Raw genomic sequence first — 14,340 nt, 5'->3', positions numbered from 1 at the left:
TAAATATTTGGTGGAAGTATGCTAATTTTTTATAGTGATAGATATAACGTAAATAAGTTACCGGCAGATTTAAGAGCTTTTTTGACTTCTAAAGGTGTTATTGTTCAAGATGACATTTTTATTCACTTTGTTGGGTTGGTATACTTCAAAGGTAAACCTTATATTTTCCTTCCAAGGAATAGCGATGTAAATAATCTTCAACAATACTCAATTTCTGAAAAAGAAAAGATTGCAAGAGAATTAATGTTTTCGATTAATATTTATCAACAATCGAAAAAAAATAGTATTGATAATAGAGACAATGGAGAAGGTTTTATAGGCGAAGAAAATCTCACATTAATCATCTCTCTTTTGGAGGATTTTAATCTCAACGGTTTATACAAACGAAGAAGTAAAAGAAAAGTCTACAATGCAGGCAAGATTAATTGGAAGAAAACCATTCATAGTTTTCAACCATATCCTTCTGATAACTCGCCGCTTTATCTTGAGTACGAGGGTATTTCAAAGCGAACTGAACTCGACAGTGAGATCTCAAAAATTCATGCTGGAATTATTTATGACATAAGCAAAGATTTGGGATGGCTCACTTACTCAGAACCAGCTTATTACGAAAGTGTTCTAAACTCGATTGGTCGCTCTGAATTAAGCGAAGAGATTCAGATAGCTACCATCAAAAAAGAACTGGACACAATATATAGCGAAAGAGATATTTATCTGCTGAAATCAATCAGCAACTATCTTGAAAAAAACTCTGGATATGACAAGTCAAATATTATTATTGGTATTAAAGAGTTTCATGGGATGTGGGAAAGCATTCTCGGTTCAGTTTTAAATGACAGAATAAACATCAATAATAAATTTGCAGCACCTGTATACAAAATATCTAATGAATATATTCATGCGTCCTCAAGAGGTCAAAAGACGGATATAGTTCTTAAAATCAATGAGTTATATTATATAATAGACGCCAAATATTACAGAGCAAGTAATGCTAATAACGCCCCTAGCTTGCCTGATATTATCAAGCAATTTTATTATGTTAAGTCTATGAGTTTGATTGCAAAAGAAGCTGTTGAGATTTTTAGTGTTTTTGTTTTCCCTGGAGTGAAGGGAAATATAGAATCAATCCATATGGCTTTAAAAGACAAATCAACCAAACTTGACCAAAAAGATTTACTTGATGAACACTACCCACCTATATTTTGTTTATATAAAGATCCTATTAGATTAATACATTTATATGCGAATGGAAAAAAAACGAATCTCGATTTTCCTAAAGGATTACGTAAGTAGAAAAAGCAAGTTAAATCCTACAAAAGGATAGATTGCTTTTGGTTTACAATCTATAATAGTTATGAGCGTTATATTAAGGATAGCATTGCATGGAAATGATTCCAAAGATAAAGATAATTAAGAAAGCAAAATAATTCTATCATCATTATTATTTTTACAATTTAATTAGAGAGCTAAGGTTAAGGATGATTTAACATGATAAATACTACTTCCAATAACTCACAAAAATTAGTTGAGATACGCCTAAAAAGGATTAGAGAACGAAATAAAAACGCCGTTTTATTTATGAAAAAGCCGTTAGCTATCTTTCTAATAATAGTATCAGTTGTATTTATCTCTATATATACAACATCCTTAAACATCAATTTTTTTAAAGTTTTCCTTCTATTATTTATCCCAATGTTTTTCGGACTGGTGATATCTTTTTATTGCATTCCAAAAATTAATGATTTTTTAAAACCTTTAGTAGACACAGTATTATACATACCAGCGTCAATATTAGCAGTATGTTATATACTCAACACTGTTACTAATATAAATGATGAGCTAAAAAAAGCAGAGATACAACACTGGTATGTTTATTTAGCTTTATGCATCATAGCAGGTAGTACGATAATAAAATGCTCCATTGCATATTCAGAAAGTTTTAGCAAATATATTATTCTTTGCGAAAATTCCCATTCTAATAATCTGACCCCTACAATTTTATTGCGACTAAAATACAGAACCAGACATCTTTATAAAAGATTCCCATCTATTTTTAGACGTTTTTTTTAAAATCTGCTAAAGGAAAAGTGAGAGTTAGGTATGCAGGGAAGCTCAAAAACGAGACTATTAAAAAATAACTTAAAAAGTTCTCAGCATCTGCAAACACATAAATCATGGAGAGTATGGAAAATATAAGCCCTAAAAATAGCACATTGACTATCAACCTTTTTTTATAATTAACATCTGATTTTAATTTTTTAAAGTAATTCATTTGATACCTCATGTAATATCTTGCTTTTATTTACTATATTTAACATCATTAACGAATTAGTCAATGACCGTTCTTATGTAAAATAATATGATCAAGCAAGGGCTAACTTATCGAAGCTACGCTTCTCAAGTTGACCTTGCTTTTTCGCCCTTTGGTTGAAAAAGAAAAGCTAGGTCAAATTCAAAATATTGACATATCACATTTTTGAAATATAAATGTACAAAGTGCCGCAAAGGAATTGCTCACAATAAAACCAACACAAACCCTAATATACGAAAAGGAGCTTCTATGAAAGAAACTATAGCAATACAATTCTGTAAGCAGAATAACAAAGTCCCAGCTAAATCATTGCGAACCCATTGTGTCAGTGTTCGTTTTAATCAAGATGAGCTAAAGCTTCTCAACAAAAAACGTGGTGGTAAAAGCAAGGGAGAGTGGCTTCGCTTAGCTTCCCTGGATAAGCTTCCTTTGTCTGTTCCTGCCATCAACATACAAGCCTGGAAATCATTAGCCGAAATATCTCAGAATCTGAATAACCTAATATGCCATCTTAATACCAAAAGCAGCGGAGGTGAGCTTACCAAAACTGAAATCTTCGCTATAAAGCGTCAGATATCAGAGCTTCGCTCATGCCTCACAGCTTCTGATTTGCCAAGTGGTAAATAGTTTTCATGAAGGGAATGCAAAAAATCAAAAGAGGAAAAACCTTTAACGGGCTTATTTCTTATTTATTAAAACCTGCTTCGCACCACAAGTCAGATCCGTATGTAGTTGGTGGCAATGTAATAGAAAGCTTCGCAGAAGCGCTAAGTGCAGAGTTCAACGCTACGAAGCTCCTACGCACCGATGTCAGTAAACCTGTTTGGCACAATTCTCTGCGTCTGCCTGCTGGCGAACAGATCACCACAGAACAATGGAAGCTGTTAGCCGATGACTATATGAAGCGTATGGGCTTCTCTGAGACGCATCTACGCGCTTATGTCCTGCATGATGATAAAGATGGCCAACATATCCATATAGTTGCAAGTCGCATAGATGCAACTTCGGGGAAGCTCTACCTTGGTAAAAATGAGAACCTTATCAGCACCCGTATCATCCAGGATCTTGAAAAAGACTATCAGTTAATAAGAACCAAAGGAACTGATGCCCTGAAACCTTCAACCTCACCTGCCAAACGTAAAAAATCACGTAGTGAAGCGATGATGGAGAAAAGGGCTGGTGAGCTTTGCCCGAAAACCATCATCCAAAACGCTCTGGAAGTATTCCTTGCCGATAGACCGTCAACCACTGAGTTTGTGCATCAGCTTGCCGCACAAAACATCAGAGCAATCCCGAACATCGCTTCTACCGGACGCATGAACGGCTTCTCATTCGAATACAAAGGGATTGCTTTCAAAGCATCTCAATTGGGAAAAGGGTATTCCTGGTCTGCCTTGCAAAGCAGAATCGACTACCAAGAGGAACGTGATAATGCTTTCCTGTTTAAACTGAAATCATCTGTCAGAGAAACATCTGTTAGTGCACCTCATGATATGGCCATAACTACAGATGCTCCTGAAACCACGAAAGAATACGTTAACCGCCCCATAGAAGCACTTATCCTCGATAAACGAGCTGCTGGTCAGGACGAATACTCTATCGCTTCTGTCGAAGCGCTTCTCCCAGAAGCTGTTGCAACTAACAAAGAAGCGATAGCAACCGTAGCGTTAAAAGTAGCGCCCAAGCGAAGCTATGCAGTGTCAGCGTTCAGGTGGTTGGAATACATCCCCTACCTCGATGTAATTTATCGTATGTTGAAAAACCTCAAAATCCCCCCCCTCAAACGCCTTCGAAAACACAAAACCATCACTGGCGTGAGAATGATAGAGATAACATCATCCCCCCCCAAAACTGCCATTGAAACACCACATAAATCGCATAGAGCTTCGCTTTCAATGTAGGGCTGGCAAGCCTTTTTTGATAGATAAAGGCCAATAAATTGATCGTTTATACCGATCGATATTTTAATGCCAATAGCCTGCATCTATCATTAATCTTTAATCGATCGGTACAAGTGATTTGCCTTTCCTGTAAACCCAGTCAAAATGTGATTTCACACCAAAAAGTATAACAGACTGATTTAACTAGCCTATTTACGTATTCAACTAACATGCAGGTTTTGAAATGGCAGATACCATCTCATCTGTAGTCCCTGATTTCTTCATACATCGAATATGAATTTAACATCTAACACAAAGGAACTTGTATGAGCATCTCCACCACGAAACGCCGCAATGAAGAAGTCAACGTTGGTCTTTCTGATCGTCGGAAAGCAGAGATTACAGCCCCAACGTTTGATCTGTTTGGTGAAACTTACACGTTTGTTAAGACTTTCTCTGGCACTGTAATTAATTCCAACCCAAGCAATAATCAGATCTGGGTAAAAACCGACGCTGGGGATGAGAAGCAGATTTCCGACTATGGTATCCCCTTCAGAAGTTCACACACTATTTATAAATACGAGCTGCACCAGTATAGTGAGGATGGTTCGTATAACGTGTATAAAGATGCACTTATCGTTAATAAGAACACGGGAGAACATGAAGTAAACTTAAACAGGAAAAAAGTTGTCATCCCCGCTTTTCTGACAATGCTGTTCCATAATGCTTCTACAGCATCGTATTACAGAGCAATGCCTGTTTCGAAACTATTCTCTATTGTTTTCATTTTACTTTGTGCTGCTGCACTTATTTCATTTCTCACATTGCCTTGGGGCTTTAAAGATGGATATGTGTGGGATGAGCACAAGTATATGTGGCTCACATATTTCCTATCAAGGATCGGAAGCTTCGTTTGTATCAATTGGATTAAAAGAAGAAGCTCTAGATTTGATCATGAAATCAGAAATCTTATCGATTTAGTAAAAAAATAAAAAATCATAAGCAACAAAGAATTAGCCCGTAGATTCCTACTACGGGCTTTTAAAATAATCACAATCCATATTTTCTTTTCTTCTCTTTGATGGATAACGATCTTTTTAGGGTCGAAGCCTCATATTTCCTTTTCTCATTAGCATAGACTTTCTCTGTTCGGCTACCATTACTGACTATAAAGTTAATCAATGAAGAACATACATTTTTCATACGCTCTTTGTTGATCAAATCATCATCCAGTTTATTTATATGACTATAATATGAAAGTAGCAGAAAGGTTAAAACAACCTCCCTGTTGGAGAAGGTCATTTTTTCGATACCACTCTGGTATTTGACATAAAATCCTGCACAAAAAAGATATGATTGTTCTATAATTCGTTGCTCTGAGAAACCTGATTCAGCGAGTTTATCAACGAATCGATCAAGCAGAAGTAGATACCTTTCCATTAAGTTAATATTTGTTTTATCCATAATATGCATCCTTGCAATAGTGAAATTTTGTCGTCCTGACAAGAAAACAAATAACATAATATTTTACCATGTCAATAGCTAAAACCTATCAATTCTATTAAAGGTATTTTGCAGGTAACGGATTATTAAGTTCTTCAATCGTTATTTGTTTAAGGTGAGCATTATAAAGCCATACTTTGAACTGCTCTAAATAGCGTTCATTTAATACCTTCAAAGCTTCATTTTCTGCTTCAAGTCTTCTAATTCGTTGAGAAGCCACTTTTAAATTAGCAGGTTTTACAGTGTGTATTGCACCAGATTTGATAGTGGCTTTTTTCACACTGAAGCTTTCTGCAATCCTTACATGACTACTTAAGGATTGTCTTGATGGCCTTTTGCCAATAATCCTTACTAACCTGTCGCACAAAGCATCCCAGGTTAGTTTTTCATCTATAGACCATGTATTAATAACATCTACAATCTTCTTCTCATGATAACCATTTATATGCTTAGCCATTTATTCTCCTTTTTTTATTCTCTTATGAAATTCATACCATCTATCAGCATTTATGTTCCCATCATTTTTATCATACAGTGTTCTTTTTAAAATTTTATCGTGAATGTTTGAAATAGTTTCGTTATCTAAACCAGAATTCTCAATCGGATAATGTTCACACGGCTTAAACGCATATGAGTGTTTGCAGTAGCCATGTTTTGATACAAGTACTGCACCACTACTAAGTGAATCAAACTCATTAAGATCCACCACTGGAATATCCTTTATTCTGTGCTCATTAACACACACTGATAACTTTTGTTCTCTTATTGCTTTAGACATTTGAAGATGCGATCTGTGGTCATAAGAAACATTTTGAGAAATAAGCTTTCGTCCAGACCAGCGAGCTATACTGAATTCATCCATGCTATTTATTTGAGCAAATGTGTTGAGAAGATGCCTCAGTTGATGTGTTCTTAGCAAATATGGGCTACCATCTTCATTTATATAACCATATCTTTTAAAGATATTAAAATGTCCTTTTATATAATCAGAATCAACAATGTCAGTTTTAAAAAAACTCATTGTAGGCCTGAATAACTTATCTAACATTTTCTTTTTGTTTTGATTTAACTGTCCTTCAGTTAACAAGCAAAGCGCATTAGAATATTCAATTTTCTTCTCTCTATCATACCAAGGGAAATCTTGAGGTATATTCTCTTTAAGGGTCCCCATCGTTGAATTAGAGTGATTTTTTTGAAATTCAGCAGCCAATAACCTCGCTTGACTTGATAATTCTTTTAATCTGCTAATAGCCCTTTTAGCTACAGGTATCATTAAAGTTGGAATCCATTTTATATTACCTTCATACCCTTTTGCTGAAAAAAATCTCAATCCGTATCTTTGAATACCCTTTCCATCACATTCTGTAATTTCACAATCCGCTGGCAAAGCTAAAATTTCTGATATCCTACTTGGTGCGCACATAAGTAAAGCAAGCACAGATGTAGTAAATATATCTCTTGAAGATAATTGTTCATCCCGCTTTGAAAAAATCTCAGCAATCGCAATAACTGATTTGATATCAGGCAATCTAGGATGGCCTACAAGTGAAGAATCATAACCAGTCCAAGACTGAGTAATCCTATATCTAATTGGATTTACCCAAAATAAATAAGATGAATTAGTCATCCTATTATCACTTAAAAATGAACTCAATTTCTCAAGTTCTTTCCCAATAGCAAATGCATGTGCTTTAGAATACTTTTCAGAGGCTATTCTTATGCATTCATCAAAAACTGAATTGTTGCAATAGCTTACATTAGCTTGCATATTGATTTTCAGTAAAACGAATTCTACAATCTTCAACATTGATAATGTTGAGTGTTTCGTCTTAGATTTATTGAATGAATGCACATACAACATATATGCTTTAGCAAAGTTAATAAAACTAACATCTAAGCATTCCTTGCTGTTTAGGTTGTTTTTTGTGTTAAACTTAGTAAACCTATATAAACCTTTCCATTTATTGCTTTCCCAGGAAGTTGTTAAATTATTATTAGAAATGGTATCCTTACAAAACTCGATGAACTTAATAACATTATCGTGTGGGTTGTTTCTATTACTCGGTTCAAAAATAAATATATTATTCATTATACTCTCCAGGGGTTGAATTTTTTACAAGATAAACATTTAAATTCCTCTTCCGTATCTTCTAATAATAAAAATGAATCTAAAACATACTTGATAAAAAAGTTCTTGTTTTCTTCAATCTCTATGCCCATAAGTATATTAGATAAGGGCTTAAAAAATGCACTTAGTTTCTTATCGATATCATAAACACTGTCAGGATTATTTTTTATATAAATCATAGAAGAGTTTGCTGATTTATGATCTAACGCTTTAGCAATCACCTCAATTGAGGCTCCTTCATTAGCCAGTCGACTCCCTAATGTATATCTGAATCTTCTGGCATTAAGCTCTATATAGCTGTTAGTCCTTTCTGATCTAACATCGAATTTTGAAGGAAAGCGTTTTAATAGCTTTGACATGACTGAATTTTTCATATGGAAAAAATCTGTTGTTAAATCAGATAGAAAATCCTCAATTCTTTTTATTTCCGTAATCTTGTCTAAATCCATGAAGATTGGCAATTCGCCTCTATAGTTATTAATCCCAACACTAAATTTATCTTCTACAAACACCTGATTTTCATTAATTAGCATTGATAAGCTGTCATATAAGAACTTTTCTATCATTACCATGTTAAATTCATTTCTGAATGATTTCCTTTGTTTTACTTTTGGTACATTTAAAAAATACCCTTTATCATTTTTAATGAGATCCTTAGCTTTTAGAGAGATTAATTGTAATGGCCTTCTTCCTGTTATTGCCAACAGAAGAATATAACAATATAAGAAGCGTTGAATTTTCTTCTGAAGATAAAATTTGCTAACAGAGTTAAGGATATAATTTAGTTCCGTTTCAGTTAAAGGTCCTTTATTTGGATCTCGTCTTTTAACTGCCTCTCCTGTTTGGTTTGGAATGATTTTTATTTTCTCCAACATTCTAAGGGCAGTCGCTTCTACTCCAGGGTAATTGAGTTTTTTCCATTTAGTGATGAAGGCCTTAACTATGTTTAGCTTATAGTTTCTCGCTGAACCTAAATAAACATTCAATTGATATATGGCTTTGTCATCAATAGTATCGATAGTCATCGCACCAAACCACTTATAAAATAGATTGTTAATGCTTTGAATATAGAAAGAACTATATTCAGACGCATAGTAAGCCAATGTTTTTAAGTAGCTAAGTTTCATTTTTGTAGGCATTCTATCTACAACTTTATGAGGGTATACGCAGTTTTCTTTATCCAGTTGCCATTTCTTATCTGACAGTTTGAAACTATACCTATTCATCTTAGCAAAAAAGATTTGCTCACTTTCAATACATTTGTTTTCCATACTAAACTCCACTAATTATTTTACTTACTGATTTATAGATCTTTAGGACGACATTCTTCTCTTGTTGCGATATATATTTATAGTTGTATCTATCACACATTATTGACTCCTTTGACCAACCCATTAGATAATTCCTTAAATCTTTCCTTCTACTATATTCTAATTCAGCACCTTCTATTCCTTTAGAATACATATAATTCCAAGAGTGCCTTAACCTATGGCCTGAAAGATTATATAGCTCTGGACTTGCTCGTTTCAGTGTTGATATCACCTTCTCATAAGCTGAAATGCTTAAGGGTTCTCCTGCGTTTTTTCCGGTGCAATGAGCCACCAATAAGAAATTATGCTTTTTCCTTTTTGTCATTTTTTCTCTGCTATTGCTTATGTAATCAAAAATTTCACAGACTAACTCATCAGATAACGGAATAACCCTTTCTCCAGTCTTTACTAATGGTTGATAAGATCTTCCATCTTCTTTTGAATCATGTCTTCTGACTACACTCAAAGTGTTGTCTCTGAGATCAAAATCATCTATTTTAAGATTGAGCAACTCTCCAGCCCTTAAACCTAAATTTAAGAGCAAGGTAAATATTAGTCTGTTCCTGACCTGTACTTCCTTATGGAAAGGGTTTTCAATCCCGCCAATTTCCAATAGACGGAAAAGCACTTTGATCTCTTCTTCATTTAACGATTTTTCAGATATTTCATTCATATTCAATGAACTGTTTCTTGGAATATGTGCTCTGATACTTTCAATAAATACGTCTACTTCATACTTTGCATGAATCCCCTTTGACGAATGAACTAATCCACATAACCACTTAAGGTAGCGTGAAAAAACGTGTATTCTATAACTAAAGGTTCTCTTCGCAATAAACCTATTACTTGCTGATTTTATATTTATAATTTTTTGTCTGTCGAATCTTTGTTTCGCATATCTTACCAGATCATCTATTTCTGCAACGCTGAGATACTTTTTAAGCTCAATTCTATCAACTATATTAATTTTCCTACTATCTAAGAAATTACTAAAAATTAGTAAGTTAGTTGCAACTATTTCCATAGTTGAGGCGGTTGCGCCTCTATTTCTTATGTCTGTAGTAAGAAATAGATTTTGATAGTAAGCTGGTAAATTACTATTTTTATCAAGGATCAGGCATCCTCGCTCCCCATTACTCATGATGAATTTCTTTATTTTATATCCCATTTTGACCTCATTCTTTACAAATTAATATCACTCTCACTTATTAAATATATTCCAATTCAAAATAATTCAAATTTTTTACAATGACTTTAGTTTATTTGGTATATATATTAATGGCTTGGAAAAATTTATTTGACGTCAAATAAACAGGTACGGCTAGTAAAAGGTATCCATACCCGATATTAAGAAAACCATCTTCAACCCTTATAGCAAAAGCTCTGCTAGAAAAAAGGTAAAGAATTACGTCAAATATACTTATTTTTCAGATACAAACTTTACAAAGCCTCTTTTTTTTTCAAAGCCACTAAGTAAACTCAAAAGATCTCTAAATTCCTTTTTCTTAATACATTATCAAAAGTTAAAAAATCCATGAAGCAGCATTCCTGTTAAGCGACATGCTTTCTTGAATTTTCGATAATTAATTGAATCCATTCATCGATTTCGCTTTCTACAAAAGCGGTAGCACGAATACCGATCTTTACTGGCTGTGGGAACCGATTTTGGCTGATAAGACGATAGATCCACGCTTTACCAAATCCAGTTTTCTTCATGACTTCTGGTAAACGGATGAGACGAGCTTGATTTTCCATATGTATGTCCTCTGTTGTGTCTACAGGGCTACAGTACAAATGAATTTCGAATGGATGAAGCGAGATTACGAACATCAGAGCCATCCCTGGCTCGAAACTATGAGTCTTTGGAGATTCATATCACTCAGAGTCTGAGAGTTTCATAACATCCGAAACCCTCATTTCTTTAACATGCTGATTTTTATTGATAAAAAAGTTAAATTGCCTTAAAAAATCAATTTCTACAGTTTTCATTGCGAAAGGCCGATCAGCATCTCTTATATGATATCCTTGGCGAATCGCCTTATCATCATCTTCATCCGTGTATAGCAATCGAGATAATCTGTCGTCTGACAGAAGTACTTTTTTTCTTTCTGACCATGCGAGCAAATCAAGCATAGGGATAATTCGATAGCTAATTAATTTTTTTATTGCCCCATAACCAAATCTGACTGCATCAAGTGGTGCAGGTTTAACGCCTTTTACTTTTCGCCATTGTGGTAATGATACTCGCAGGGCCTCAGCTATCTCATCATCGCTTCCACCCGCAAGATCGATTTCTAACATAATCGTAGTAGGAAACTGTTCAGGAATTTTTTCGGAAATATATTCATTTTCAATAGTGGAATCAATTTTATATTGTTCTGTATTTGCTCTAATGAATAAAGCCTTTCTCATACAATCAAAACTGATATTTGCTATTCGATCAACAGTAGTAATAAAAAAGTATGGGGGTTGATATAATTTATTTTCGGCATCCATATAATTTAAGTGCTTCTCTTTGATAAGAAAAGGATCACCATCCAATATCTGCATATAATTTTTCAATACTGTTTTCTGCATTCCTTCTTCTATTACTGGTTTGAAAAAATAGGTTCTCGCCCATATTTCATGGTAAAGCATATTAATAGACATGTTTTCAAACTTTCGATATTTGTCCAAATCAAACCACGTTTTCACTGCTTTGGTGTCTTCTGATGTCCAACTATTCATTTTTACCCAAGATTTCATTAATGCCACTCCGTTGTAAAAAGTTTTACTTCGTAATAGCACATAAATCGCAAATAAAAAAATGGCGTCTCAATTGGTTATTGAATACGCCATTTTACTCATAAAAATCAGTTAGTTATTAAAATCAAAAGGTGCAATTCTTCTCTTAATTGTTTCATCAAGATAATCAGCCCACCACTGCAACATCAACCTACGCTCATCCAAATGCTCAGCTTTATGAATGTATGCGGCACGAACTGAGTTCCGCTCCTGATGGCTCATCTGCCTCTCAACAGCATCTCTCGACCACTTTCCTGACTCGATCAAAGCACTACAAGCCATCGCTCTAAAACCATGCCCACATACCTCAACGGTTGTGTCATAACCCATCGACCTGAGCGCCTTGTTCACTGTGTTTTCGCTCATAGGTTTTCTGAAATCATGATCGCCAATGAATACCAGGTCGCATTCGCCGCTGATTTCTCTGATGGCTTTTAGAAGTTCTAAAGCCTGACGACTTAACGGCACGAGGTGTGGGGTCTTCATTTTTGAACCTCGATGGGAATGTTTGACTCCTGGCAATGGCTCGCGTTCTCCAGGGATAGTCCACATCGCATTTTCAAAGTCGATCTCCGACCATCTTGCGAATCGGAGTTCACTGGAACGGATAAAAATGAGCAATGTCAGCTTCACAGCTAATTTAGTAAGTTTCCTACCTTTAAAGCTTTCAATGCGCTCTAAAAGCTCTGAGAACCTATCAAATGGTAAGGCTGGTCTGTGGGTTCGTTTCGCAACTGTAATTGCCCCAGACATATCTTGTGCTGGATTGTAGTCAATTAAGCCATTCTGGACGGCATATCGCATTACTGCCGTAGTCCTTTGCTGTAGTCGGGAAGCAACTTCCAGTCGTCCAGAAGCTTCAACGGCCTTGATAGGGGCGATAAGATCTCTGGTATTAAGCTCGGATATTTTTCTTTTACCAATAGCAGTAAAGAGACCATCCTCCATGCTTTTTAGAACTCTTTCGCTGTGAGAATCTGACCATTTCCTTTTACAGGCAGTATGCCAGTCCCTTGCAACAGCTTCGAATGTCAGGGCTTCGCTTTGCTCAATCTTATCTGCTTTTTTCTTTTCAGAAGGATCGATACCATCAGATACCAACTTTTTGGCTTCATCTCGCTTCCTGCGGGCTTCACCAAGAGAGACCATTGGATAAACACCCAATGCTAAAACTTTCTGTTTGCCCCCGAAACGGTATTGGAGTCGCCAGTACTTTGAACCATTGGGGTTGATCAGCAGGTGCATACCCTGCCCATCTGTGAGTTTGAAAGGTTTATCGGAGGGCTTTGTTGTTCGAACTTTGATATCAGTGAGTGCCATCAGTTGATACCTCCGTTGTTGGTACCAAAATCAATCGAACCGAGAATACCATCAGTTATACCATCATCGGTTGGTATATGTTCAAGGAATTGAGTAGACGTGAACAGACTAAGCCAAGTCAAAAACTCGCTTAACTTACTGTTTTTCTGGACTAAAGTAGACGTTAGTAGACTTGAAAAAAGCTTTTTATGGTGCCGAAGGCCGGACTCGAACCGGCACGTATTTCTACGGTTGATTTTGAATCAACTGCGTCTACCGATTTCGCCACTTCGGCACTGAAGGGGATGCGGAAACGTTGTGGATTATACCTGTCGCGCGCCGCCATGCAAGCGACGACGCGCGAAACCCGCGCTAAGTGCCCAAAAAACCAGCGCCTTTGTCACTCCAGCTCAGAGACCGCCAGACGAATCACCCCCGCCGCCTTCTGCTCCGGCAGCGCCAGCACTTTCGCCCACATCTCCTGCACCATATCGCAGGAGAGCTTCTCTTTGCCCGCCGCCTTCTCCGGCATCTGCAGCAGCTGGATGTCCTCGCCGTACTTATCGGCAAGTGCCTTCATAATCGGCCGCACGTCCTCGACAGCGGCCTCGCGTTCGGCCTGGGTCACGGTGTGGCGGTTTTTGCCGTAGGCCGCGCGCATCATGTCCGCGTCGGCCTGCATGCGCCGCGCCATCAGGTCTTTATCCAGCATGCGCATCGGGTTTACGCCGCCCTTCACCGTCGGGTAGAGGAAGCGGAAGCAGGCGTCGTCGCTCACCTTCTGGATGGCGGCGGTCTGCTCCATGTTGATGGTCATGTAGTTCACCACGTTGGCGTCCGGGGCGTTTTGCAGGCGCGACATCTGCAGATGCAGGATCTGCGGCTGAATGGTATCGATAATCTGCTGCTCCGGCTCGCCCGCTTTTTGCAGGGCGGCCATCTGGTCGAGGATGCGCTGATGCAGCACAGGCTCCTGCTCCTTGATCACCTGCCAGGCGGGCATCGCGTTGAGGGCGTTATCCATCTGCCGTTCCGGGGCGCGCTGCCTGTCGAAAAACACCCAGAACGCCACGGCGGCAGCCGCGACGACGACAATCACAATACGGGTCCACGTTTTATTCATCT

Annotated in this window: 13 protein-coding genes and 1 tRNA gene; 4 read left to right on the top strand and 10 right to left on the bottom strand. The window is 36.9% G+C overall.

Annotated features, from left to right (window positions below; genetic code table 11):
- Positions 1–18 precede the first annotated feature (18 nt).
- The 4 genes from ACOTZC_RS07190 (at position 19) to ACOTZC_RS07175 (ending at position 5,183) form a co-directional block, all read left to right on the top strand.
- On the top strand, positions 19–1,293 hold the full coding sequence (locus ACOTZC_RS07190) for an LlaJI family restriction endonuclease (RefSeq protein WP_111769574.1): 1,275 nt from the start codon (positions 19–21) through the stop codon (positions 1,291–1,293).
- A 1,267-nt stretch (positions 1,294–2,560) separates the two neighbouring features.
- Positions 2,561–2,938 (top strand): hypothetical protein, encoded by a 378-nt coding sequence (locus ACOTZC_RS07185; RefSeq protein WP_039021684.1) that lies wholly within the window; start codon positions 2,561–2,563, stop codon positions 2,936–2,938.
- 5 nt (positions 2,939–2,943) lie between these two features.
- Positions 2,944–4,212 carry a relaxase/mobilization nuclease domain-containing protein gene (locus ACOTZC_RS07180; RefSeq protein ID WP_421635695.1) on the top strand — a complete coding sequence of 423 codons (1,269 nt, stop codon included), beginning with the start codon at positions 2,944–2,946 and terminating at the stop codon, positions 4,210–4,212.
- Positions 4,213–4,517: 305 nt separating this feature from the next.
- Complete coding sequence (locus tag ACOTZC_RS07175) at positions 4,518–5,183, top strand: hypothetical protein (protein WP_023279386.1); 666 nt, start codon at positions 4,518–4,520, stop codon at positions 5,181–5,183.
- Between the two features lie 58 nt (positions 5,184–5,241).
- Here the strand turns inward: ACOTZC_RS07175 and ACOTZC_RS07170 are convergent, their stop codons facing one another.
- The 10 genes from ACOTZC_RS07170 to ACOTZC_RS07125 form a co-directional block, all read right to left on the bottom strand.
- Entirely contained in the window at positions 5,242–5,655 is a 414-nt protein-coding gene (locus tag ACOTZC_RS07170) for a hypothetical protein (protein ID WP_421635694.1), read from the bottom strand.
- A gap of 97 nt (positions 5,656–5,752) precedes the next feature.
- Positions 5,753–6,151 (bottom strand): hypothetical protein, encoded by a 399-nt coding sequence (locus ACOTZC_RS07165; protein ID WP_137581857.1) that lies wholly within the window; start codon positions 6,149–6,151, stop codon positions 5,753–5,755.
- Positions 6,152–7,783 (bottom strand): DNA-binding protein, encoded by a 1,632-nt coding sequence (locus tag ACOTZC_RS07160; RefSeq protein WP_216684127.1) that lies wholly within the window; start codon positions 7,781–7,783, stop codon positions 6,152–6,154.
- Positions 7,783–9,093: a tyrosine-type recombinase/integrase gene (locus tag ACOTZC_RS07155; protein WP_216684128.1), complete on the bottom strand. Its 1,311-nt coding sequence runs from the start codon at positions 9,091–9,093 to the stop codon at positions 7,783–7,785. The genes ACOTZC_RS07160 and ACOTZC_RS07155 overlap by 1 nt, the downstream gene beginning before the upstream one ends.
- Position 9,094: 1 nt before the next feature.
- Entirely contained in the window at positions 9,095–10,300 is a 1,206-nt protein-coding gene (locus ACOTZC_RS07150) for a site-specific integrase (RefSeq protein WP_421635693.1), read from the bottom strand.
- 383 nt (positions 10,301–10,683) lie between these two features.
- Positions 10,684–10,887: a helix-turn-helix transcriptional regulator gene (locus ACOTZC_RS07145; RefSeq protein ID WP_001523831.1), complete on the bottom strand. Its 204-nt coding sequence runs from the start codon at positions 10,885–10,887 to the stop codon at positions 10,684–10,686.
- A gap of 120 nt (positions 10,888–11,007) precedes the next feature.
- The gene (locus tag ACOTZC_RS07140) at positions 11,008–11,877 is read right to left on the bottom strand and encodes a DUF6387 family protein (protein ID WP_277555069.1); all 870 of its coding nucleotides are present in this window, start codon (positions 11,875–11,877) and stop codon (positions 11,008–11,010) included.
- A gap of 111 nt (positions 11,878–11,988) precedes the next feature.
- The gene (locus ACOTZC_RS07135) at positions 11,989–13,236 is read right to left on the bottom strand and encodes a tyrosine-type recombinase/integrase (protein ID WP_137581862.1); all 1,248 of its coding nucleotides are present in this window, start codon (positions 13,234–13,236) and stop codon (positions 11,989–11,991) included.
- Positions 13,237–13,425: 189 nt separating this feature from the next.
- Positions 13,426–13,510, bottom strand: a tRNA-Leu gene (locus ACOTZC_RS07130).
- A 105-nt stretch (positions 13,511–13,615) separates the two neighbouring features.
- A complete protein-coding gene (locus tag ACOTZC_RS07125; RefSeq protein ID WP_126303672.1) occupies positions 13,616–14,338 on the bottom strand; it encodes a topoisomerase II in 723 nt (240 codons plus the stop codon).
- Between the last annotated feature and the right edge of the window lie 2 nt (positions 14,339–14,340).

This window comes from Enterobacter cloacae complex sp. SHL009, assembly GCF_049237205.1.
Classification (GTDB): domain Bacteria; phylum Pseudomonadota; class Gammaproteobacteria; order Enterobacterales; family Enterobacteriaceae; genus Enterobacter; species Enterobacter cloacae_M.
This window is presented reverse-complemented; position numbering and strand designations above follow the sequence as displayed.

What these genes read in the sequence shown, in the direction of transcription:
- ACOTZC_RS07145 (WP_001523831.1), bottom strand. Translation starts at nt 10,887, where the DNA reads ATGGAAAATCAAGCTCGTCTCATCCGTTTACCAGAAGTCATGAAGAAA.
- ACOTZC_RS07135 (WP_137581862.1), bottom strand. Translation starts at nt 13,236, where the DNA reads ATGGCACTCACTGATATCAAAGTTCGAACAACAAAGCCCTCCGATAAA.
- ACOTZC_RS07175 (WP_023279386.1), top strand. Translation starts at nt 4,518, where the DNA reads ATGAGCATCTCCACCACGAAACGCCGCAATGAAGAAGTCAACGTTGGT.
- ACOTZC_RS07180 (WP_421635695.1), top strand. Translation starts at nt 2,944, where the DNA reads ATGAAGGGAATGCAAAAAATCAAAAGAGGAAAAACCTTTAACGGGCTT.
- ACOTZC_RS07140 (WP_277555069.1), bottom strand. Translation starts at nt 11,877, where the DNA reads ATGAAATCTTGGGTAAAAATGAATAGTTGGACATCAGAAGACACCAAA.
- ACOTZC_RS07170 (WP_421635694.1), bottom strand. Translation starts at nt 5,655, where the DNA reads ATGGATAAAACAAATATTAACTTAATGGAAAGGTATCTACTTCTGCTT.
- ACOTZC_RS07160 (WP_216684127.1), bottom strand. Translation starts at nt 7,783, where the DNA reads ATGAATAATATATTTATTTTTGAACCGAGTAATAGAAACAACCCACAC.
- ACOTZC_RS07155 (WP_216684128.1), bottom strand. Translation starts at nt 9,093, where the DNA reads ATGGAAAACAAATGTATTGAAAGTGAGCAAATCTTTTTTGCTAAGATG.
- ACOTZC_RS07190 (WP_111769574.1), top strand. Translation starts at nt 19, where the DNA reads ATGCTAATTTTTTATAGTGATAGATATAACGTAAATAAGTTACCGGCA.
- ACOTZC_RS07125 (WP_126303672.1), bottom strand. Translation starts at nt 14,338, where the DNA reads ATGAATAAAACGTGGACCCGTATTGTGATTGTCGTCGTCGCGGCTGCC.
- ACOTZC_RS07150 (WP_421635693.1), bottom strand. Translation starts at nt 10,300, where the DNA reads ATGGGATATAAAATAAAGAAATTCATCATGAGTAATGGGGAGCGAGGA.
- ACOTZC_RS07165 (WP_137581857.1), bottom strand. Translation starts at nt 6,151, where the DNA reads ATGGCTAAGCATATAAATGGTTATCATGAGAAGAAGATTGTAGATGTT.
- ACOTZC_RS07185 (WP_039021684.1), top strand. Translation starts at nt 2,561, where the DNA reads ATGAAAGAAACTATAGCAATACAATTCTGTAAGCAGAATAACAAAGTC.